13 protein-coding genes are annotated in these 20,659 nt (G+C 43.3%); 12 read left to right on the top strand and 1 reads right to left on the bottom strand.

The window, feature by feature from the left end; translation table 11 throughout:
* The first annotated feature begins 113 nt into the window (after positions 1-113).
* From EXT48_RS09995 to EXT48_RS09965, 7 genes are all read left to right on the top strand, one after another.
* On the top strand, positions 114-1,286 hold the full coding sequence (locus EXT48_RS09995) for a sensor domain-containing diguanylate cyclase (RefSeq protein WP_130164374.1): 1,173 nt from the start codon (positions 114-116) through the stop codon (positions 1,284-1,286).
* Positions 1,287-1,409: 123 nt separating this feature from the next.
* Entirely contained in the window at positions 1,410-2,471 is a 1,062-nt protein-coding gene (locus EXT48_RS09990; protein WP_130164373.1) for a DUF2066 domain-containing protein, read from the top strand.
* Between the two features lies 1 nt (position 2,472).
* A complete protein-coding gene (hda, locus tag EXT48_RS09985; RefSeq protein WP_130164372.1) occupies positions 2,473-3,177 on the top strand; it encodes a DnaA inactivator Hda in 705 nt (234 codons plus the stop codon).
* An 83-nt stretch (positions 3,178-3,260) separates the two neighbouring features.
* Positions 3,261-4,241 (top strand): phenylalanine--tRNA ligase subunit alpha, encoded by a 981-nt coding sequence (gene pheS / locus EXT48_RS09980; protein WP_010604038.1) that lies wholly within the window; start codon positions 3,261-3,263, stop codon positions 4,239-4,241.
* Between the two features lie 13 nt (positions 4,242-4,254).
* Positions 4,255-6,642, top strand: coding sequence for a phenylalanine--tRNA ligase subunit beta (pheT, locus tag EXT48_RS09975; protein WP_130164371.1), 2,388 nt, complete (start codon positions 4,255-4,257; stop codon positions 6,640-6,642).
* 2 nt (positions 6,643-6,644) lie between these two features.
* Positions 6,645-6,944, top strand: coding sequence for an integration host factor subunit alpha (gene ihfA, locus EXT48_RS09970; protein ID WP_010377997.1), 300 nt, complete (start codon positions 6,645-6,647; stop codon positions 6,942-6,944).
* 110 nt (positions 6,945-7,054) lie between these two features.
* Complete coding sequence (locus EXT48_RS09965) at positions 7,055-8,665, top strand: EAL domain-containing protein (protein WP_069021097.1); 1,611 nt, start codon at positions 7,055-7,057, stop codon at positions 8,663-8,665.
* 40 nt (positions 8,666-8,705) lie between these two features.
* Here the strand turns inward: EXT48_RS09965 and EXT48_RS09960 are convergent, their stop codons facing one another.
* Positions 8,706-10,325: an alpha-glucosidase family protein gene (locus EXT48_RS09960; protein WP_130164370.1), complete on the bottom strand. Its 1,620-nt coding sequence runs from the start codon at positions 10,323-10,325 to the stop codon at positions 8,706-8,708.
* Positions 10,326-10,960: 635 nt separating this feature from the next.
* Between EXT48_RS09960 and EXT48_RS09955 the strand changes: the two genes are divergently transcribed.
* The 5 genes from EXT48_RS09955 (at position 10,961) to EXT48_RS09935 (ending at position 20,649) form a co-directional block, all read left to right on the top strand.
* On the top strand, positions 10,961-13,759 hold the full coding sequence (locus tag EXT48_RS09955; protein WP_130164369.1) for a TonB-dependent receptor: 2,799 nt from the start codon (positions 10,961-10,963) through the stop codon (positions 13,757-13,759).
* Positions 13,760-13,830: 71 nt separating this feature from the next.
* Positions 13,831-15,330, top strand: a complete 1,500-nt coding sequence (locus tag EXT48_RS09950) for a tryptophan halogenase family protein (protein ID WP_130164368.1) — start codon at positions 13,831-13,833, stop codon at positions 15,328-15,330.
* 32 nt (positions 15,331-15,362) lie between these two features.
* On the top strand, positions 15,363-17,177 hold the full coding sequence (locus EXT48_RS09945; protein WP_130164382.1) for a glycoside hydrolase family 13 protein: 1,815 nt from the start codon (positions 15,363-15,365) through the stop codon (positions 17,175-17,177).
* 94 nt (positions 17,178-17,271) lie between these two features.
* Positions 17,272-19,146 carry an alpha-amylase family glycosyl hydrolase gene (locus EXT48_RS09940; protein WP_130164367.1) on the top strand — a complete coding sequence of 625 codons (1,875 nt, stop codon included), beginning with the start codon at positions 17,272-17,274 and terminating at the stop codon, positions 19,144-19,146.
* A 3-nt stretch (positions 19,147-19,149) separates the two neighbouring features.
* On the top strand, positions 19,150-20,649 hold the full coding sequence (locus EXT48_RS09935; protein ID WP_130164366.1) for an MFS transporter: 1,500 nt from the start codon (positions 19,150-19,152) through the stop codon (positions 20,647-20,649).
* Positions 20,650-20,659 lie beyond the last annotated feature (10 nt).

The following is a 20,659-nucleotide window of genomic DNA, read 5'->3' as shown; positions in this document are numbered from 1 at the left end:
AGACCTCAGGCACCTAGATGACCGTATAAAAAAGTAATTGATTTCTGGTAATTTTTAGTACTGCTAGTTAAGCTTTTGTGAGATTGAGAATTAATGTTTCAAAAGGGCGCTCAATGATGGCAGAACTTCCTGAAGTAATAGATAGCATGACAGATATCGTTTCGTGCTTAAACACCAGCGAATCTTTGGAGCACTTCTTGTTGAATGTGCACTGTATTGTGCAAAAAATTACTTACGCGGACAATTTCTATGTGGTTTTGCAAAGACAAGATGACGAGTTTGAGTTTCCCTATTTCCATGATGTCAAAGACAGTATTTCGCTCGAGGAATTAAACAGTCTAACTAGCACCGAAATAGACAAAACGCTCACCAGTTATGCGCTGCGCTCTGACAGTGTAAAGAACTATTCCGAACACGCTTTGATGGCATTGACCGAGAAAGGGGTTATTGAAATGTTAGGCAGCTTCCCCAAGCAATGGTTGTGCTTTCCGCTAATCAATCGCGACAAGCATTTAGGCGCGTTTGTGATCCAATCTTACCGTCGTAGCGATGAATATTCAGAAGCCATGGTGGATTTGTTGTATACCGTCAGTCATGTTATTGCCTCTGCGATGGATGCATTTGCAAACCAGCAAGCACTCATTGACGCGAATACAGCACTTAGAACCCATGAGCTTGAATTGGAAGCAATGGTAGAAAAACGCACCCATGAACTTAGTGTGAGTTTAGAAGAGTTAAGAGCAGAGGTTGAAAAGCGCAAATCACTTCAAGAAAAGCTAGAGTTTGATGCCTACCACGATAATCTTACGCAATTGGCGAATCGAAAATACCTTTTTAACGAGCTGAATAAAATGTCTGCTCGCTCGATGCGACAGCCGGTAAATGTATATTTAGGGTATCTCGATTTAGATAACTTCAAGCCGATTAATGATAATCATGGCCATCATAGTGGTGACGAGGTTTTGGTACATGTAGCAAGACGTCTACAAGAAGCGTTACGAGAGTATGATTTTGTTTGTCGTATTGGTGGAGATGAGTTTGTCTTTGTGATTAATGAAAAAATTGCCAGAGACTTGCTTGAAAGCTTAGCAAATCGCCTTTTGAGTGTGATAAATGAAGATATCTTGCTTACCAATGGTGAGTTGGTTAATGTCGGGTGTAGCATCGGCATGGCGGTTTCTGAGGGCGTGGAATTCAGTGCGGAATCGTTATTAAAAGTAGCGGATCAAGCGCTTTATGAGTCGAAAGGAAAGGGCAAAAACCAAGTCTCATTTAACTTCAGATAACACTGAATATAAGATTAATATTTTGTTATTTATCATGTTTTTATAAAATTTCATGATATTGCTCGTTGCCCTTTGCTTTAAGCAGATGATTGATTTAGGATCAGGCTTTATAGTCAGAAAAACATGGACATTATGATCATCAGGCTGATCCTTATTGCACTGTTTTGTGTTGCTATGACGGCAAAAGCAGTAGAAGTTCAAAATTTATATGAAGCCTCGCTGAGTGTCAGCGACAAATCTCGCGCAACGCGAGCGCAAGCGAGCCAACAGGCATTATTAAAAGTGTTGCAAAAGCTCACAGGTAAAGCCGATGATTTCTCTCACCCTTCTATCCAAGCGAGCCTTAAGCGCATCTCAGATTACATGCTGAGATATGAATATTATGATCGACAAGGCGTTACCAAAATAAAGGTGGAGTTTGAGCCAGGTAAGGTCGAAGATCTAGTCAGAGAAGCTGGCTTACCGCTTTGGGGTAATCGCCGTCCTATGGTCGCGATTTGGATGGTGATTGAAGATAACTTCCGCCGAGAGTTTGTTACGCAAGAAAGCTACCCTCAACTCGAACGCCTAATTTATGACACCGCAGACGAATGGGGCGTGCCAGTGGTTGTTCCTTTGATGGATCTTGAAGATCGCAGCAATGTGAGTATCGCAGAGGTATGGGGAAACTTTTCTAACGAAGTAGAGGAAGCGTCATTGCGTTATGAGGCGGAGCGCGTTATCACCGCACGCTTGTTCCAGCCTCGCCATACAAATTCTTGGCAGCTAGATTGGCGCTACACTGATGCCGAATATTTTGAGCCTGAGCAATATGTCGGTGACAAGCAGCAAGTTATTATTGATATGGTGAACCAGTTATCTAGCACCTTAGCTCAGAAATATGTTATCGATCCTAATCTCACTTTAGAAGCCCATCGAACTGAAATTGTGGTTGAGCAATTACAGTCATTTACGGATGTAGAAATGGCGAAGCGTCGTTTGCTATCTATGAGTACCGTGGTGGATGTTGATGTGATCTACCGTGCGAAAACAGCTGTGAAATTTGCGATTGAACATAGCTCAAGCGTATCAGACTTGCGTAAAACCATTGCATTGGAGCAAAGCTTTAAGGCGTACGAAGACCCGAGAGCCTATTATCAAATCGCAGACGACAACAACCTTAAATACAATTGGGTGGGTAAATAGGATGGAATCGCCACGTCAAATGGCGTTGCCAGTGACGCTGCCTGATGACGAAACCTTTGCCTCGTATTTTGGCGGCGAAGCTTCATTGGAAGTAAGCCACTTAAAAAATGGTCTTGCCCGTCGTTTAACCGGATTTCAGTACACTTATCTGTGTGGGTTGGCAGACTCTGGCAAGTCGCACTTGCTTTATGCCACGTGCATTGAAGCGCAAGAGCTTGGACTCTCGACTATTTTATTGTCGATGCGAGAAGTGTTGGATTTTGGTCCGTTAGTGTTAGATGGGCTCGATGCATTGGATGTAGTTTGTATAGACGATGTGCATTTGGTTGCAGGAGATGAAGCGTGGGAAAAAGCCTTATTTAACTTTTTCAATCGCTTTAATGAAAAAGGCAAATGCCTTGTGGTTACTGCCGATCTGTTGCCCAACATGCTGAATTTGTTACTGCCAGACTTAGAATCGCGTCTAACCTGGGGAACGACCTTTCAGATCCGCTCGATGAGTGATGATGATAAAGCCGAAGCCTTAGTAAAAAGAGCACACATGCGTGGCCTTGAGCTCTCCGATGAATGTGCGCGATTTTTGCTCACGAGATTGAGTCGTGATATGCGCGCTTTACTTGATGTGTTGGATAAACTCGATCACGCATCCATGGCTGCGCAAAGAAAGTTAACAATTCCTTTTATAAAAGCCACTTTAAAGCTGTAACAGGGCTAGAATATCGCCTTGCAATTCAGTTATCATAAGAGATTAAATAACAGCAAATTACCTCAGCAAAGATCAGGTAGACAATGAATTTAGAAAATATTTTAGCGCAAGCGCTTGAAGCCGTTGAGCAGGCAAGCGAAATTGCGCACCTTGAGGAAGTTAGAGTTAACTACCTTGGTAAAAAAGGTGAGATCACAGGTCTTCTTAAAACGCTAGGCAAACTAGCACCAGAAGAGCGTAAAGATGCAGGTCAAGTGATTAACCAAGCTAAGACCCAAGTACAAGATGCGATTACGGTAAAACGTGAAGCGTTAGCCAATGCAGCACTTGAGCAGAAGCTAGCAGCTGAGACGATTGATGTGACGTTGCCGGGTCGTACAATGCCAGCTGGTGGCCTTCACCCAGTTACTCGCACCATTGAACGTATTGAGCAGTTTTTTGGTGAGCTAGGATTTGCTGTTAAATCTGGCCCTGAGGTTGAAGATGACTTTCATAACTTTGACGCGCTAAATATTCCTGAGCACCACCCAGCGCGTGCTGATCATGATACTTTCTATTTCAATCCTAAATTGGTACTACGTACACAAACCAGTGGCGTTCAGATCCGTACTATGGAAGCTGAGCAGCCGCCTTTGCGAATTATCTCGCCGGGTCGTGTATACCGTAACGATTACGATCAAACACATACGCCAATGTTCCACCAAGTTGAAGGTTTGATGGTCGACACTAACGTGAGCTTTACAGAACTTAAAGGAATTTTGCACGATTTCCTACGCAACTTCTTTGAAGAAGATATGGAAATTCGCTTCCGTCCTTCATACTTCCCGTTTACAGAACCTTCAGCTGAGGTGGACGTAAAAGGTAAAAATGGTAAATGGCTTGAAGTACTAGGCTGTGGCATGGTGCACCCGAACGTATTACGCTCGGTAGGCATTGACCCTGAAAAATACACTGGTTTCGCCTTTGGTATGGGGGTTGAGCGTTTGACGATGTTACGTTATGGCGTAACTGACTTAAGAGCTTTCTTCGAAAACGACTTAAAATTCCTAAACCAATTCAGATAAGAGCGACAAAAGTATGAAATTCAGTGAAAAGTGGTTACGCGAGTGGGTCAATCCAGCAATTGATACTGATGCGCTATCTGAGCAATTATCAATGGCGGGTTTAGAAGTTGATGGTGTAGACCCAGTTGCCGGTGACTTCCAAGGTGTGGTTATCGGTGAAGTGGTTGAATGTGGTCAACACCCAGACGCTGACAAACTTAGAGTAACAAAAGTAAATGTAGGCGAAGACGGACTACTAGATATTGTCTGTGGTGCCGCTAACTGCCGTGCCGGTTTAAAAGTGGCTGTTGCTAAAGTGGGCGCAACGCTTCCAGGCGATTTCAAAATTAAGAAAGCTAAACTTCGCGGTCAGCCGTCTCACGGTATGCTATGTGCGTTTGAAGAGCTTGGCATGGCGGAAAGTTCAGACGGTATTTTAGAGCTCCCTCTGGATGCGCCAATCGGTCAAGATATTCGTGAATACTTCGGCTTAAACGATGTAACGATTGATGTCGATTTAACGGCTAACCGTAGCGACTGTTTAGGGATCAAAGGTCTGGCTCGTGAAGTTGGAGTACTAAACAGCATCGACGTAACCGAAGTTGCTATCACGCCAGTTACGCCAACGATTGATGATAAAATCTCTATTGAATTGGTAAACAGCGAAGCATGTCCACGCTACTTAGGTCGTGTGATCAAGGGCGTTAATGTTAAAGCAGAGACCCCGTTTTGGATGGTAGAGAAACTGCGCCGCTGCGGTGTACGCTCAATTGATCCAGTTGTTGATGTTACGAACTACGTATTGCTTGAGCTAGGTCACCCGATGCACGCGTTCGATTTAAGCCAAATCGAAGGTGGAATTAAAGTACGTAATGCCTCTGAGAATGAAGAGCTGGTATTGTTAGACGGCAACACGGCGAAGCTTAATCCATCAACACTACTGATTGCTGATGATAATAAAGCACTTGCGATGGCAGGTATCTTCGGTGGTGAACAGTCGGGTGTTAGTGACGAGACAAAAGACATCTTGTTAGAAAGCGCGTTCTTTGCACCGCTTGCGATTGCAGGTCAGGCACGTAGCTACGGTTTGCATACCGATGCATCGCACCGTTATGAGCGTGGTGTAGACCCAGTACTGCAGCGTGATGCGATGGAAAGAGCAACAGGCTTGCTACTTGAAATCGTTGGCGGTGAAGCAGGACCGATTGTTGAAGCTGTGTCAGAAACTGATTTACCAAAAGAGCGTCAAGTCACTTTACGTCGTGAGCGTTTAGACCGCGTGATCGGTTATCATATCGAAGATGCTAAAGTGTCAGACATCTTAACGCGTCTGGGCTTAGCGGTAACATTTGCAGGTGGCCAGTGGCAAGCTCAAGTACCAAGCTATCGCTTCGATATTAGTATCGAAGAAGACTTAATTGAAGAAGTTGCGCGCGTATTTGGCTACAACAATATTCCAAATGTGGCACCAACCGCTGCGTTAAAGATGACAGATCATCAAGAAGCACGTTTGCCTGTAGCGCGTTTTAGAGATGAGTTAGTAAGCCGTGGTTATCAAGAAGCCATCACATATAGCTTCGTTGATCCAAAAGCACAACAGCAGCTACACCCAGAAGCAGATGCATTAATTCTTCCGCATCCAATTTCGGTTGAAATGTCAGCAATGCGTGTAAGCCTGATGACAGGCTTGATCAATGCGGTTTCTTATAACCAAAACCGCCAACAGTCACGTATTCGCTTATTCGAAACGGGCCTTAAGTTTATCAAAGACGACAACGCAGAAAACGGCGTGCGTCAAACTGCTGTGATCGGTGGTATCGCGTATGGTAACACGCATAACGAACATTGGTCAGTGCCTTCACGTAAAGTTGATTTCTTTGATGTGAAAGGCGATGTAGAAGCATTACTTGCGCTTTGTAACGACAAAGCACGCTTTAGTTTTAAAGCAGAAGCGAGCGATGGTTTGCACCCAGGTCAATCAGCTGCAATTTATGCAGACGGTAAAAAGGTTGGTTTCATCGGTGCAGTTCACCCTCAGCTATTAAAGCCGTTAGAACTTAAAGATACGCCATATGTATTTGAAATCGACATGGCTGCTTTAGAAAATCGCTTGCTTCCAGAAGCAGTTAGTATCTCGAAATTCCCATCAAATAGAAGAGATATTGCTATTTTAGTTGCAGATGACGTAAAAATAGGCGATATTTTAGAGTGCATTGAGAAAGTTGGCGGAAATCAATTAGTTGACCTAAACTTATTCGATGTGTACAAAGGGCAAGGGGTTGAACCTGATCATAAGAGTTTAGCCATTGCTCTAACATTACAAGCGGTTGATAGAACGCTCGAAGAGAAAGACATCAGCGCGGTTGTAGAAAACGTGGTGGCCGAACTGGCCAAACAATTCAATGCATCGTTGAGGGACTAGATATGGCGCTTACTAAAGCCGACATAGCTGAACACCTATTTGAAAAACTGGGGATCAATAAGAAAGATGCCAAAGACTTAGTTGAAGCGTTTTTTGAAGAAATCCGCTCAGCGCTAGAAAACGGCGAGCAAGTGAAGCTCTCCGGGTTTGGTAACTTTGACCTTCGCGACAAGAAGGAACGCCCAGGTAGGAACCCAAAAACTGGGGAAGATATTCCTATCTCTGCGCGACGCGTGGTAACTTTTAGGCCTGGCCAAAAGTTAAAAACCCGTGTTGAGGTCGGCACAAGCAAAAACTTGTAATATAAGAAAGCCTTGGTGGTGATACCAAGGCTTTTTTTATATTGAAATAGTTTTGTCACATATTCAAGCTACACTCTGCGCCTGTTTGCGTTCCGTGGAGTGAGGAGCTTATGCGAGGAGCACACTCCTTAAGCAAGTTGTTTAAGAATATCTTTATTGCTTGGTTGTCTTGCACCTTTGTATTTTCAATTGTGGCTGCCTTCACTTATGTGCATCAAAAAGAGACCGCTAAATCCAATCTTGTCACCGTAGCGAGTCGAATTGTATCTGACATCAACAAAGAGTTTGTCGTTGTAGACGATACCTTAAAACACGCCATCCACCTTTCTCCAAATTGCGACCCTGAGGGTTTACACCACATGCGTCGATTGGTTTTTGAAAACCCTGGCATGAGCGAGATAGGGATCGTAGATAGTAAAGGGAAATTGGTCTGCAATTCTTTTGGGCAACTCACTCCACCTGTGAATACCAGTGCCCCAATAAAAAAGCCCGGACTTAGATACTATGGCCCAATCATTACCGACTATTTAGAACTTCCAGCCTTTGTTTTAGCGCGCACGAGAGACGATGGTTATGAGGTAAATGTGTTGATGCCGGATCATTGGCTAAAGAGTATGCTTGATATCTCGGCTCATCATAATACCGATTTTGCTGCCTTGGTTGACAATAGCACGGGTGTGCCGGTTTTTTTAAATGGTAAATATGCTTTGCCAATCCGCCAAAAACTATTTCCAACTGCTAATAGCCGCGCAGTAGAAGGACTCTTTGATGATGAAAAGGTAAAGTTTGCGTACGTTGCAGCTATTCCGAGTTTGCCGCAGATGAGCTTAATTATTGCAAAAAATGATGAGCAACTAGTGAGTCTAGGTTGGCTGTGGCTAGTACTTTGGAGTGTGTTGTATTGCGCCTCTTGGGTTGGCCTCACGTTGTTATTAATCAGTTATGACAAGCGCCAGCTAAGCAGTAAAACACAAATATTAAGAGCATTGGCAAATGATGAGTTATTTAATGTGTATCAGCCTCTTGTTAATGCAGAGGTGCCATCGATAGTGGGCGTGGAAGTACTCATTCGTTGGCGTCATCCACTTGAAGGAGTGCTCGGCCCCGCTTACTTTGTGCCAGAAGCTGAGCGTGATGGTACTATTTTAGATATCTCGATAGCGCAAGTCGAAAATGCTGTGCGAGATTTGACGGACATCTTAGCCGCTCAGCCAGACTTTAAGGTGTCGTTTAACGTTAATGGTTTACTTCTAGGCTCTAAACGCTATATCGATGCCTTACTTGCTGCAAAAAACCAAATATCCTCGTTGACTATTGAATTAACTGAGCGTGATGTGCTGACGCAGGCTCAAACGAAAACGGTACTAACCGAGCTCAAACGTGCTGGAATAGAAATCGCGATTGATGATTTTGGCACGGGATATAGTGGTTTGCAGTACTTACAAAGTTTTCCGATCGACCTGCTGAAAATAGATCAGAGCTTTGTTGCATCAATTGGCCTAGATACTTTGCAATCCCCGGTGTTATCGGCAGTGATTGATATGGCGGAAAAGCTGGATAAAAAACTGATAGCTGAAGGGGTAGAAACCCAAGCTCAAGCTCGTTATCTCAAAAGTCGAGGGGTGAATGTGCATCAAGGTTGGCTTTATTTCAAAGCACTGGAACTGCCGCAACTACAGCGTGAGATAGGTAAAGTGTTAGATAACAAAAGAGCGGCTTAGCCGCTCTTATTTAACCAAAGCTCAGAAAAAGGCCCAACTATTATACAACTTCAGCGAAGTAGCAACCAAATGCATCAAGAGTTAGTACATTTGCGCTTGCCGTGCCACTTAGGTGCTTCAGGTCACACTGTGTTAATGCAACTTCAGGAAGTGTCACGCTTTGTTGAGTAGCTGCTAAGTTGAATGCGCACAGCAGTGTCTGGGTTTGTGTTTTACGGTAAAAAGCTAACACCGGCTCTGGGGTATCAATAAACTCAATGTCACCTGTTTTTAGTACAGGTTGCGCATTTCTCCACTGTAAAAAGGCTTGATAGTAGCTGAGCGTTGAATTGCTATCTACTGCTTGTTCGTCTACTGCTCGTAGAGCATGTGCTTCAGAAACTGGTAACCAAGGCTTAGACTCTGAGAAGCCAGCATTGGTTTTTGCCTTCGTCCACGGAAGCGGAGTTCTACAGCCATCACGGCCTTTAAAGTTTGGCCAAAAGGTAATGCCATATGGGTCCTGCAGCTCTTCGAAGGCAACGGCGGCTTCGCCAAGTCCTAATTCTTCGCCTTGATACATACAGACGCTACCGCGCAATGAACCGAGAAGGGCGGTGAGCATTTTGACCTGTGTATCGTTTACCTTGCCATCTACACTCCAGCGACTTGCTACCCGTTCTACATCGTGATTTGCAAACGCCCAACATGGCCAACCTTCGGTCATGACTGACTCTAGGCGAGAAACCGTTTCTCTGATGTACTTTGCACTATAGTCGTTAGTTAGCAGCTCAAAGCTATAACCCATGTGTAGCTTGTTACCATCGGCCGTGTACTCTGCCATTGTTTGCAAAGAGTCTTCTGAGCTTATCTCACCTAAGCTAACTGTGCCTGGGTATCTATCTAATAAGGCACGGATCTCTTCCATGAACAGTAAGTTTTCAGGTTGAGTATTGTTGTAATAATGGTACTGAAAAGCATAAGGGTTGTCTTCGCTAAAGCCACGACCTTGACGAAGCTCAATAGGCTTAGCTGGATTATCCCTAAGCTGCTTATCGTGAAAACAGAAGTTGATGGCATCTAGTCTAAAGCCATCAACGCCTTTTTTAAGCCAAAATTCGACGTTGTCTAGCACGGCTTTACGTACTTCAGGGTGATGAAAGTTAAGATCCGGCTGCTCAGTGAGGAAGTTATGCAGATAATATTGGCAACGTCTAGGCTCCCACTGCCAGGCGACACCGCCAAAAATGGATAGCCAATTGTTTGGTGGACTGCCGTCTGGATTGGCATCGGCCCATACATACCAATCTGCTTTGTCGTTTGTTTTGTCTTCACGACTTTCGACAAACCAAGGGTGTTGATTTGAGGTATGACTAAGTACCTGATCAATAATGATCTTAATATCACGGTTATGTGCTTCGCTGATAAGCGTGTCAAAATCGTCGAGTGTACCAAACATAGGATCTATATCGCGATAGTCGCTAATATCATAGCCAAAGTCTTTCATTGGTGACTTAAAAAATGGTGAAATCCATACTGCATCAACACCAAGCGATTTAATGTAGTCTAGTCGCTGAATAATACCCTGTAAGTCGCCAATACCATCTGCATTACTGTCCTGAAAGCTACGCGGATATATTTGATAGATAACCGCGCCTTTCCACCATTCATTATTTGCCATGCACTTTCTCCAGGCTATGTGCGTGTTTGTTTTGTGGCAGTGCTGAGTATCAAGTAAATACTATGCTAGGCACTTTCACCACTAATTTTGCCAAAGAATACGCCATGCTCATGGGGCTGTAAAAAACCTGCATACGTATGCAGGTTTTGTTGGGTAAATTTATGATAAGTCATTTACATAATTTTATTTTATAAAATAAATTTACCAATATTGGCCTTTAAAAAGGAATAACCAGATAAATAAAGCTTTTCGAGAGAGAGCTTTTGGTAAGACCAATTTAACTTGGGTATGACTAGTGATGACATGTTGAGGATATTTTGATGCTCAGCCGACAATAATAGCCCATGAAAGTTAAAATTTAGTGAAATTAAAGAAGGTAAATAAATGCCGTCGGTCTTATGACCTTAACTAATAAAAATATATATTTATCATAAGGTTGAGTTTTGTTCCTGTAAAAAGCCTGTAAATTTCGTTGAAATGCACTAGCTTTGAATACGTATGCATAAAGTTGTTTACAAATTTAATCAGCCGCTAGTATTTGACTGACAACAACTGTGCTCGTTTGTTTTTTCATCATTTTGCACGCCTGATGAACAAATCGCACAATATAATATGGTTAATTGGGATAAAACATTATGTCTAAGTTCAAACCTAGTTTACTCACGCTGGCATTAATTTCCGCAGGTATTACTAATGTCGCGTACGCAGAAGAGCAAGCTACCAAAGCAAAAGATGAAAACGAAAAGAAAGTAGAAGTTATCGAAGTGAAGGGCTTCAGAGCGAGTGTTGTTCAATCTATCAACACTAAGCGCTTTTCGGATGAAGTTGTAGAATCGATTACAGCTGAAGATATCGGTAAATTACCAGATTCATCAATTGCAGAGTCAATCGCTCGACTGCCAGGTTTGACAGCACAACGACTTGATGGCCGTGCAAGTAAAGTTTCAATACGTGGTTTCGGTGAAAATGAAAGTGCTACGACGTTTAATGGTCGTGAGCAAGTCTCTATCGGTGATAACCGAGGCGTTGAATTTGACTTATATCCATCGGAAATTATGAGTGGCGTAACTGTTTATAAAACGCCAAGTGCAAGTTTGGAAGCCGAAGGGATCGCGGGTGTAATAGACATGCAAACTGTGAAGCCCTTGAGCATTGATGAGCGTGTTGTGCAAGTAAACCTTGGCTATGAAAAAACAGGGTTTGATAAATTAAATCCAGATGGCAATGACGATGGTTTACGTGGCACTTTCTCTTTTATTGATAAGTTTGCAGACGATAAAATAGGGGTTGCATTTGCACTGACTACTATGACATCTCCAAACCAAGAAAAACGCTGGAATGCGTGGGGATATCCTGAATTTAAAGGTAGGGATGGTAATACCTATTCTATTTTAGGCGGTGCTAAGCCCTTCGTTCGTTCGTCAACATTAGAACGCGATTCAGCAATGTTAGTGGTGGAAGCTGCACCGACCGACAGGCTGTCGATGGTATTTGACGCACTATACGTCGACTTTAAAGATGAAAAGATTCTCCGTGGTATAGAAATTCCATTTGCTTGGGGTCAAGGGACAATCTCTGCAGCCGGTGCTACCGTTGACCCAGAGTCTGGTTTTGTTACTAGTGCGGTGACCCAAGGCCAGCGTGTCGTTGTGCGCAATGACTATGAAGACCGAGATGCAGAATTAACCTCTTTTGGTTTTAATGCTGCTTACGATTTAACAGACACAATCCAACTTGAGTTTGATGCCAGTCACTCAAATGTAGATCGTAAGATTTGGAGTTTAGAAAGTTACTCAGGGACAGGTCGAGGCGATGCTCGAGGTGTTGCAGATAACTTAGGTTACGCATTTACTTCTGGCAATACGGGCGCGGTATTTTCTCATCAGCTTGATTACAGTGATTATGATCTGATTAAAATCGGTGGTCCGTTATCATGGGGTTGGAGTTCAGCACTAAATGAAAAATATGGTGTTGTGGGAACTGACTACGAAAACCAATTACAAGATGGATTTATTAACGCGCCGACAGTTGAAGATGAACTGACGTCATTGAAATTGGCTGCAAAGCAATCAATTGATAGTAGCTTTATTAAGTCAATTGAATATGGCATGTCTTATCGTAATCGAGAGAAGACGAAACAGTCTGAAGGTTACTTTATGACTATTGGGAGTTTCTCATACCCTGATAATCCAGGCATGATGACGGTTCCTGAAGAATATAGATTAGGCACTGCTAATTTAGACTTCATCGGCATGGGTAATATGATTGCATATGACTCACGATCGATGGTTGCTGATGGTATGTTTGGTTTGCTTGCTGAAAGCTTAACCAATTCAAGCCATGCTACCAAATCGTGGCAGGTTGAAGAAGAGGTGATAGCAGCCTATGTTCAGGTTGGTATCGACTATGAGCTTGATGGAATGCCGCTCACGGGCAACGCTGGATTACGCTACATAAGAACTGAGCAAAGCTCTAAAGGCAACGCATTTGATACTATTGATGGAAAAGTTGTAACATCTCCTACGGATGCAGAGCACGATTATTCCCATCTATTACCGAGCCTAAACTTGTCGCTTAAAATTGATGATGAGCAAACAGTGCGCTTTGGTTATGCAAAAACTATTTCTCGTGCCCGTCTAGATGAGATGAACGCTTCATTTAGTGCTACTTACAACCAACAACCTGATGATAATGGTAACTACTGGAGTGTATCTGGTGGCAATCCGTTATTGGAGCCAAAAGAGGCAACTGGTTTTGACTTGACCTACGAAAATTACTTTAGCCCTGAAGGTTATTTTTCTGCGGCTGTATTCTACAAAGATATCACGCAATGGATTTTTGATGGTAACTATGAAGTCGATTTAACGGGTGTAGCAGATCCTGCTACGGGTGTTGTACCACCAAACAGCATGGGATCTGGCAGTGGTAAAGTTAACGGCGGTGGCGGTGATCTCACAGGTTATGAACTTGCTGTAACACTACCATTCAACTTATTCCACAATAGCTTAGAAGGTTTTGGTTTAATCGCAAGTCATACCGGCGTTGACTCAGATATTCAAGACCAAAATGGTAATGACTATGAGTTACCTGGTTTATCGAAAACAATCCAAAGCTTTACACTTTACTACGAAAACTATGGTTTCCAATTCAGAACCAGTATGCGTAAGCGTAGTGACTTTAAAGGCGATGTTTATGGTTTAGGTTTTGATACAGTACAAGTAGACATTCTTGGTGAAACCATTTGGGATGCGCAAATCGGCTATGACTTTGCTGATGGAGGCTTCGATAGCCTAGAGGGATTAACCGTTAACTTCCAAGTTCAAAATATCACTGAAGAGCCATTTACTGCACTTTCTGGCGATAATGCTCTACAAGTACGTGATTACCAAGATTATGGTCGCACCTATATTCTTGGTCTAAGCTATAAGTTCTAATTAGAGCTTATAGCTACAAAGCCCTTGTCTATTTTTGCAAGGGCTTTTGCGTATTTAAGGGGTAAACAATTGTGGCATCAAGTGAAATAAAAAATGTCGTAATTTTGGGAGGCGGTACTGCGGGGTGGTTAAGTGCGGCGCTGCTGTCTAAAGTGATGAGTGATATTGTCAAAATTACGGTTGTTGATTCTACCAAGATCGGAGCTGTTGGTGTTGGTGAAGCAAGTATTCCTCCTTTGGTTGATTTTAACCGTGCGCTTGGTATTGACGAGCGTGAGTTTATGCGTAAAACCAATGCGACCATTAAACTTGGAATACAATTCGAAGGATGGGGACGAGCGAATAATAGTTATATGCATGCCTTTGGACAAATAGGTAAGCCTTTTCCGTTTTGCGACTTTTATCACTTTTGGTTGAAGTCGCAGCAATTGGGTGAATCGAGCAGTTTTTGGGATTTCTCTCTTAACTATCAAGTCGCTAAAGCAAATAAGTTTGCACCGCTTACGAAAATTCCCAATACCTCACTTGCTGGTGTTTCTTATGCTTACCACTTTGATGCGAATCTTTATGGCGAATTTCTAAAGTCGTTATCACTTAGCCGTGGAGTGGTACATATCGACGCAAAAGTGGAATCAGTAAGTTTATGCCCAAATACGGGGTATGTCACAACACTATGCCTTGATGATTCCCAACAGGTTTCAGGAGATCTATTTGTTGATTGCAGTGGGCTGAATGCATTGCTGATTGATGGAGCATTAAACGTTGGCTATGACGACTGGTCTCATTGGTTAGCTGCAGATAGTGCTTACGCGCTCCCAACTACGCTCTCAAGCGATGATATTGCGCCTTATACTCGATCAATTGCTCATGCTATTGGTTGGCAGTGGCAAATCCCTTTGCAAAATCGTGTTGGTAACGGTTTTGTCTTTTCTAGTCGTTTTACGGATGACCAAGCCGCACTAACAGCACTAGAGGCAAATTTGCAAGGAGAGCCTCTGGCAAAGCCAAAGCTCATCCGCTTTAAAACAGGAATGCGAAGAAAGCAGTGGCATAAAAATGTGTTTGCAATTGGGCTGTCGAGTGGTTTTCTTGAGCCACTTGAATCAACCAGTATTCATCTTATTCAAACTTCAATTGTTAGGTTAATTAAACACTTTCCTAAGACCGGCTTTGACGATGTTCAAATTGCTGCAAGCAACGCTAGCTTTACTCGAGAAATGGAGCAAATTCGTGATTTTATTATTCTACATTACAAGGCAACTACGCGCAGTGATAGTGACTTTTGGCGTTGGTGTAGACAAATGGAAATTCCATCGCGACTGCAAAACAAGCTCGAACTGTTTGAGCAAACGGGCCAATTAGCTCGTGATGAAGAGGACTTGTTCACAGAAGCTGCTTGGCAGCAAGTGTTAATTGGGCAGGGCATACAAGCCAGAAAATGCCACCCGTTGGCAGACCAATTAACGGACACACAGCGACAAGAGCTGTTCTCTAGCCTTAAGCAAATTTATCAAAACATAGCGCACGAGCTACCGACACATCGCGCTTTTTTAAGAAGCTATTTAACATGAATCGAATAAAAAAAATAACAGTAACAACTCTCATGGCATTTGGGTTTTATGTAAATCAAGCTAGTGCCATTGATTTGAAAGTAGAGCCGCAAAACTGGTGGGTTGGTATGAAACACCAGAAAGTAGAGCTATTGCTTAAAGGTGACAATATACAAGGTACAACATGGCAATTAGTGCCTTATGCCGATGTAAGCTTGTCGAGCGTTAGTTTCGGTGATAGTCCAAATTACGCTTTTGTCACACTGAATATTGGTGAGGATGCAAAACCTGGTGTTCTAACACTAAAGAATCAAGACCTCAATCTCTCATTTAATTATGAGTTACAAGCACGAGTAGATGGGAGTCGAGAGCGTGTCGGCTTTTCAAGTGAAGATGTCGTCTATTTACTAAACCCTGATCGTTTTGCTAATGGTGATCTTAGCAATGACTCTGTGCCTGCAATGATTGAAAAAGCACAGCCTAACTTTCGAGGCGGTCGTCACGGAGGTGATATTCAGGGTGTGATCGATCATCTCGATTATCTTGCTGATATGGGTTTCAGTCAAATATGGATGACTCCGGTACGCGAAAATAATATGCCAAGCTACTCCTATCATGGTTATGCCATGACAGATTTTTATCGTATTGATCCTAGAATGGGTAATAACGCCCTCTACAAGACCTTAGTTGATGAGGCTAAAAGCCGTAACATTGGCATAATCATGGATATGGTACTCAACCACAGTGGCAGTGAACACTGGTGGATAAAGGACAAGCCAACATTGGACTGGATAAACTTTGGTGGGGAGTTTAGTAGTACAACCCACGCTCGGCAAACAGTGCAAGACCCCCACGCAAGTGAATATGACAAAAAGCAGTTTGTGGAAGGCTGGTTTGTACCAAGTATGCCGGATTTAAACCAACGGCAACGACATATGTCTAATTATCTTATTCAAAATGCTATTTGGTGGATTGAGTATGCTGGGCTAAGTGGTATTCGAGTCGATACCTATTCCTATTCTGATAAGGCCTTTTTATCTGAGTGGACTGAACGGATCATGGAGGAATATCCAAATTTCAATATAGTGGGTGAAGAGTGGACGCCAAATTCTGCTATTGCGAGTTATTGGCAGCGTGGCAAACAAAATCGCGATGGCTATATGTCGAGTTTACCAAGCGTGATGGACTTTTCATTGCAAGAAGCACTTATTCAAGCGTTGAATGAAGAAGAGAGTTGGAACACAGGTTGGATAAAAGTTTATCAATCCATCGCCAATGATTTTCAGTATCCAGACCCAGATAACCTCTTAATATTTGCTGATAACCACGACATGAGCCGAGTTTATAGTCAATTAAAGCAAGATTTGAATAAAACCAAATTGGCAATGTCGCTGCTATTAACGACTCGAGGTATTCCGCAAATTTACTACGGCACAGAAGTCTTGCTTGATAATACCCCATCGGATGACCATGGTGATATTCGTATCGATTTTCCAGGCGGTTTTCCTGAACATAAGCAAGACGCTAAAACAGGACTAGGCCTCAATAAGTCTCAACAAGAAATGCAAGCACACTTGCGTCAGTTGTTGCAACTTAGGAAGGCAAATCCAGTGCTGCACAAGGGGAAGCTTGTTCATTTTAGTCCTTTCGATGGGATCTATGCCTATGCACGTATTCAAGATGAGCAGCAAGTATTGGTGCTGTTGAATAAGAGTAAGCAAAAGCAAAGCGTAGTATTAAGCCGATTTGGTGAGTTTTTAAAATCGGTATCGCAAGGAAAAGACTTATTGACTGGCCAGATGATGAGATTACAAGACACTATTGATGTAGCACCAATGAGTACGACGTTGCTGTTACTGCAGCATTAAGGTGAGATGAATTAAAGTCTGAATACGTATGCAGATGGTTCAATGCACTTGGATACGCAAGTAGACTCTTTTAAAACAGCATTATGACAACACTATGAAAAATAAATCTCTACTATTGGCTGTGTCAGCGCTTTTGGGTGGTGCAGTAAGTTTAAGCGGCTGTGGCCCCAAGCCAGTTGATAAAAAAACCGAACAAATGACATTGCAATCGGAAGTGGCACCAGTGAGCAAACCCGTTGTTTATCAAGTCTTCACAAGGCTCTTTGGCAACACCAAAGCGGTGAACAAACCTTGGGGAACGCTAGAGGAAAACGGCGTAGGCAAGTTTTCTGATTTTACTCCTACGGCATTACAACAAATTAAGGCGATGGGTGTGACCCATGTTTGGTATACCGGCGTGCTCCATCACGCTGTAGTGACGGATTATAGCAAGTATGGGATCAGCCAAGATGATCCTGATGTTGTAAAAGGCAGAGCGGGTTCACCTTATGCAATAAAAGATTACTACAACGTTAACCCTGATCTTGCTAACGATCCTTCTGCACGACTGGCTGAATTTGAAGCCTTAATCAAACGCACACATGACGCCGGCTTAAAAGTGATCATTGATATTGTGCCAAACCATGTCGCTCGTAACTATGAGTCACTCGGTGCGCCTAAAGGAACTGTCGATTTTGGCGCGAATGACGACACGCAAGTTGCATATGCTCGGGACAATAACTTTTATTACGTGGTTGGTGAGGAATTTACCGTACCAACGAGTGAAGGCTATCAGGTGTTAGGTGGTGGATCTCATCCATTGGCGGATGGCAAATTTGCAGAAAATCCAGCAAAGTGGACCGGTAACGGAGCTCGTGCGGCAAAGCCTGATATTAATGATTGGTATGAAACCGTCAAAGTGAATTACGGGGTGAAGCCTGACGGTAGCTACGATTTCGACCGCTTGCCTGACGATTATGCTCAGCAGGATTACCGTGCACATTTTGAATTTTGGCAACACAAGCAATTGCCAGATAGTTGGTACAAATTTCAAGCCATTACCCACTTTTGGTTAGAAAAGGGCGTAGACGGTTTCCGTTACGATATGGCGGAAATGGTGCCAGTAGAGTTTTGGAGCTTCTTAAACTCGTCGATTAAAACAAAAAATCCTGAAGCTTTCTTGCTTGCTGAAGTTTATAACCCCACTTTATATCGCCCGTATATCAAGCAAGGGAAGATGGATTACCTTTACGACAAAGTGGGTTTCTACGACACCTTGAAGGCGTTAATGCAAGGCAAAGGTAGTGCCCAAGCGGTGTTGGATATGCATCAATCGGTAGCCGATATTGCCCCCCATATGTTGCACTTTTTAGAAAACCATGATGAGCAGCGTATCGCAAGCCCTGAATTTGTAGGCGATCCGCTAAAAGGTAAACCCGCAATGGTGGTTAGTCACCTGATAAGCACAGCGCCATCGATGATCTATTTTGGACAAACATTAGGGGAAGACGGCTCTGAGCAGGCGGGGTTCGGCAGTCCAAGCAGAACCAGTATCTTTGACTATATTGGTGTACCCGAACATCAAAAATGGATGAATAACGGGGAATTTGATGGCGCGCTACTTTCAAATGAGCAAAAGGCACTTCGTAATTACTACGTCAAATTACTCAATCTTGCAAAGCAGCCGGCGATTGCGGCTGGTGAATACCAGCAAGTCGCTCTGAGCGCTGAGATGTCAAGCAATGCTGAAACAGTCATGGCATTTGGCCGTAAATTAGGTCAACAAAAGCTGTTGGTCGTGAGCAACTTTAATGCAGAACAAGAACAAATAGTCACCGTCAATCTGCCTAAAGAGTGGCATGGTGTTTATAACGATATTTTAGAGTCACACCCGACTTTACATTTACAACCAACGACTGATGGCGAGCACGCCAACGCAACGATTACGCTAGCACCGCTTGCCAGCGTGGTTTATCAATTAGAGAAGTAACCTATGCAACAAGAACAACAAAAACCACAACTCAGTTTTTGGCAGATATGGAATATGTGCTTTGGGTTTCTTGGGATCCAATTTGGTTTTGCACTACAAAACGGCAACGTGAGTCGTATTTTTCAAACCCTTGGTGCCAAGGTCGATGATATCCCTATTTTGTGGGTTGCAGCGCCCTTAACGGGTTTAATCGTGCAGCCAATTATCGGCTACTGGAGTGATAGGACATGGGGAAGACTTGGACGTAGAAGACCATTTTTCTTGTGGGGGGCTATTCTCACCACGCTATCGCTTTTCATCATGCCCAATTCTCCAACGCTTTGGATTGCGGCGGGTATGCTGTGGATCATGGATGCGTCAATTAACGTCACGATGGAGCCGTTTAGAGCATTAGTAGGTGATAATCTGAATGAAAAGCAACGTGCAACAGGGTATGCGATGCAGAGCTTTTTCATTGGTGTTGGTGCCGTGGTCGCGTCTGCGCTGCCTTGGATGATGACCAATTGGTTTGAGGTGAGTAACACAGCTCCTGCAGGACAAATCCCTGACTCGGTAAAATACGCATTTTACTGGGGGGGAGCTATTTTGTTCATCTCCGTATTGTGGACGATTCTAAAAACGAAAGAATATAGCCCTGAGCAACTCGCTGCTTTTGAACAAGCGCAAACGAATACGCAAAGCGCAACACTGTCAGACCTAACTGTGAACTTTTTAAAAGGCAGTGTGGTGAGCGGTTTCATTGGCGTTATTGTGTTGCTTGCCGTTGCACTTCTTGGCCTTGAAAAAGAGCTTTATTTGCTTAGTGGGCTGCTTATCGCTTTTGCAATTGTATTTGTCATTGCGCATGTGATGCAGCAAAAACAGACTGTAAGTAATGGTTTTTATCATGTTATTTTTGACTTATTTACGATGCCAAAGACCATGCAGCAGCTTGCTGTGGTGCAATTTTTTAGCTGGTTTTCGCTATTTGCCATGTGGATCTACACCACCTCAGCGGTGACGAGCCATCACTATGGTACGTCAGATGTAACGAGCAAGCTTTATAACGACGGTGCTGATTGGGTCGGGGTGTTATTTGCAGCCTACAATGGCTTTGCTGCTATTGCTGCGATGGTGATCCCATTCATGGTTAAGCGCATCGGCCTCAAAGGGGCACATGCAGCTAACTTGTTTTTTGGTGCAGTGTCTTTAATTAGCTTCAAATTTATTGGTGATCCCACATTACTTTGGTTGCCAATGGTGGGCATTGGCTTTGCTTGGGCATCTATTTTGTCATTACCTTACGCGATGTTAAGTAACGCTTTGCCAAGCAACAAAATGGGTGTATTTATGGGGATCTTTAACTTTTTTATCGTGATCCCACAATTACTCGCCGCCAGTATTCTAGGTCTAATTCTGCGTCATGGTTTTGATAACCAACCGATATTCGCACTTGTCATCGGAGGCGTGTCATTTTTACTCGCTGCATTAGCTGTTTCAAGAGTCACGATAAAGGCTCAATAAGGAGAACGAG

The organism is Pseudoalteromonas sp. CO348, assembly GCF_004208845.1.
Taxonomy (GTDB): Bacteria; Pseudomonadota; Gammaproteobacteria; order Enterobacterales; family Alteromonadaceae; genus Pseudoalteromonas; species Pseudoalteromonas maricaloris.
This window is presented reverse-complemented; position numbering and strand designations above follow the sequence as displayed.

Coding starts and splice junctions, on each gene's coding strand:
- ihfA (WP_010377997.1), top strand. CDS start 6,645: ATGGCGCTTACTAAAGCCGACATAGCTGAACACCTATTTGAAAAACTG.
- EXT48_RS09960 (WP_130164370.1), bottom strand. CDS start 10,325: ATGGCAAATAATGAATGGTGGAAAGGCGCGGTTATCTATCAAATATAT.
- EXT48_RS09955 (WP_130164369.1), top strand. CDS start 10,961: ATGTCTAAGTTCAAACCTAGTTTACTCACGCTGGCATTAATTTCCGCA.
- EXT48_RS09945 (WP_130164382.1), top strand. CDS start 15,363: ATGGCATTTGGGTTTTATGTAAATCAAGCTAGTGCCATTGATTTGAAA.
- EXT48_RS09965 (WP_069021097.1), top strand. CDS start 7,055: ATGCGAGGAGCACACTCCTTAAGCAAGTTGTTTAAGAATATCTTTATT.
- pheT (WP_130164371.1), top strand. CDS start 4,255: ATGAAATTCAGTGAAAAGTGGTTACGCGAGTGGGTCAATCCAGCAATT.
- EXT48_RS09935 (WP_130164366.1), top strand. CDS start 19,150: ATGCAACAAGAACAACAAAAACCACAACTCAGTTTTTGGCAGATATGG.
- EXT48_RS09990 (WP_130164373.1), top strand. CDS start 1,410: ATGGACATTATGATCATCAGGCTGATCCTTATTGCACTGTTTTGTGTT.
- EXT48_RS09940 (WP_130164367.1), top strand. CDS start 17,272: ATGAAAAATAAATCTCTACTATTGGCTGTGTCAGCGCTTTTGGGTGGT.
- pheS (WP_010604038.1), top strand. CDS start 3,261: ATGAATTTAGAAAATATTTTAGCGCAAGCGCTTGAAGCCGTTGAGCAG.
- EXT48_RS09995 (WP_130164374.1), top strand. CDS start 114: ATGATGGCAGAACTTCCTGAAGTAATAGATAGCATGACAGATATCGTT.
- hda (WP_130164372.1), top strand. CDS start 2,473: ATGGAATCGCCACGTCAAATGGCGTTGCCAGTGACGCTGCCTGATGAC.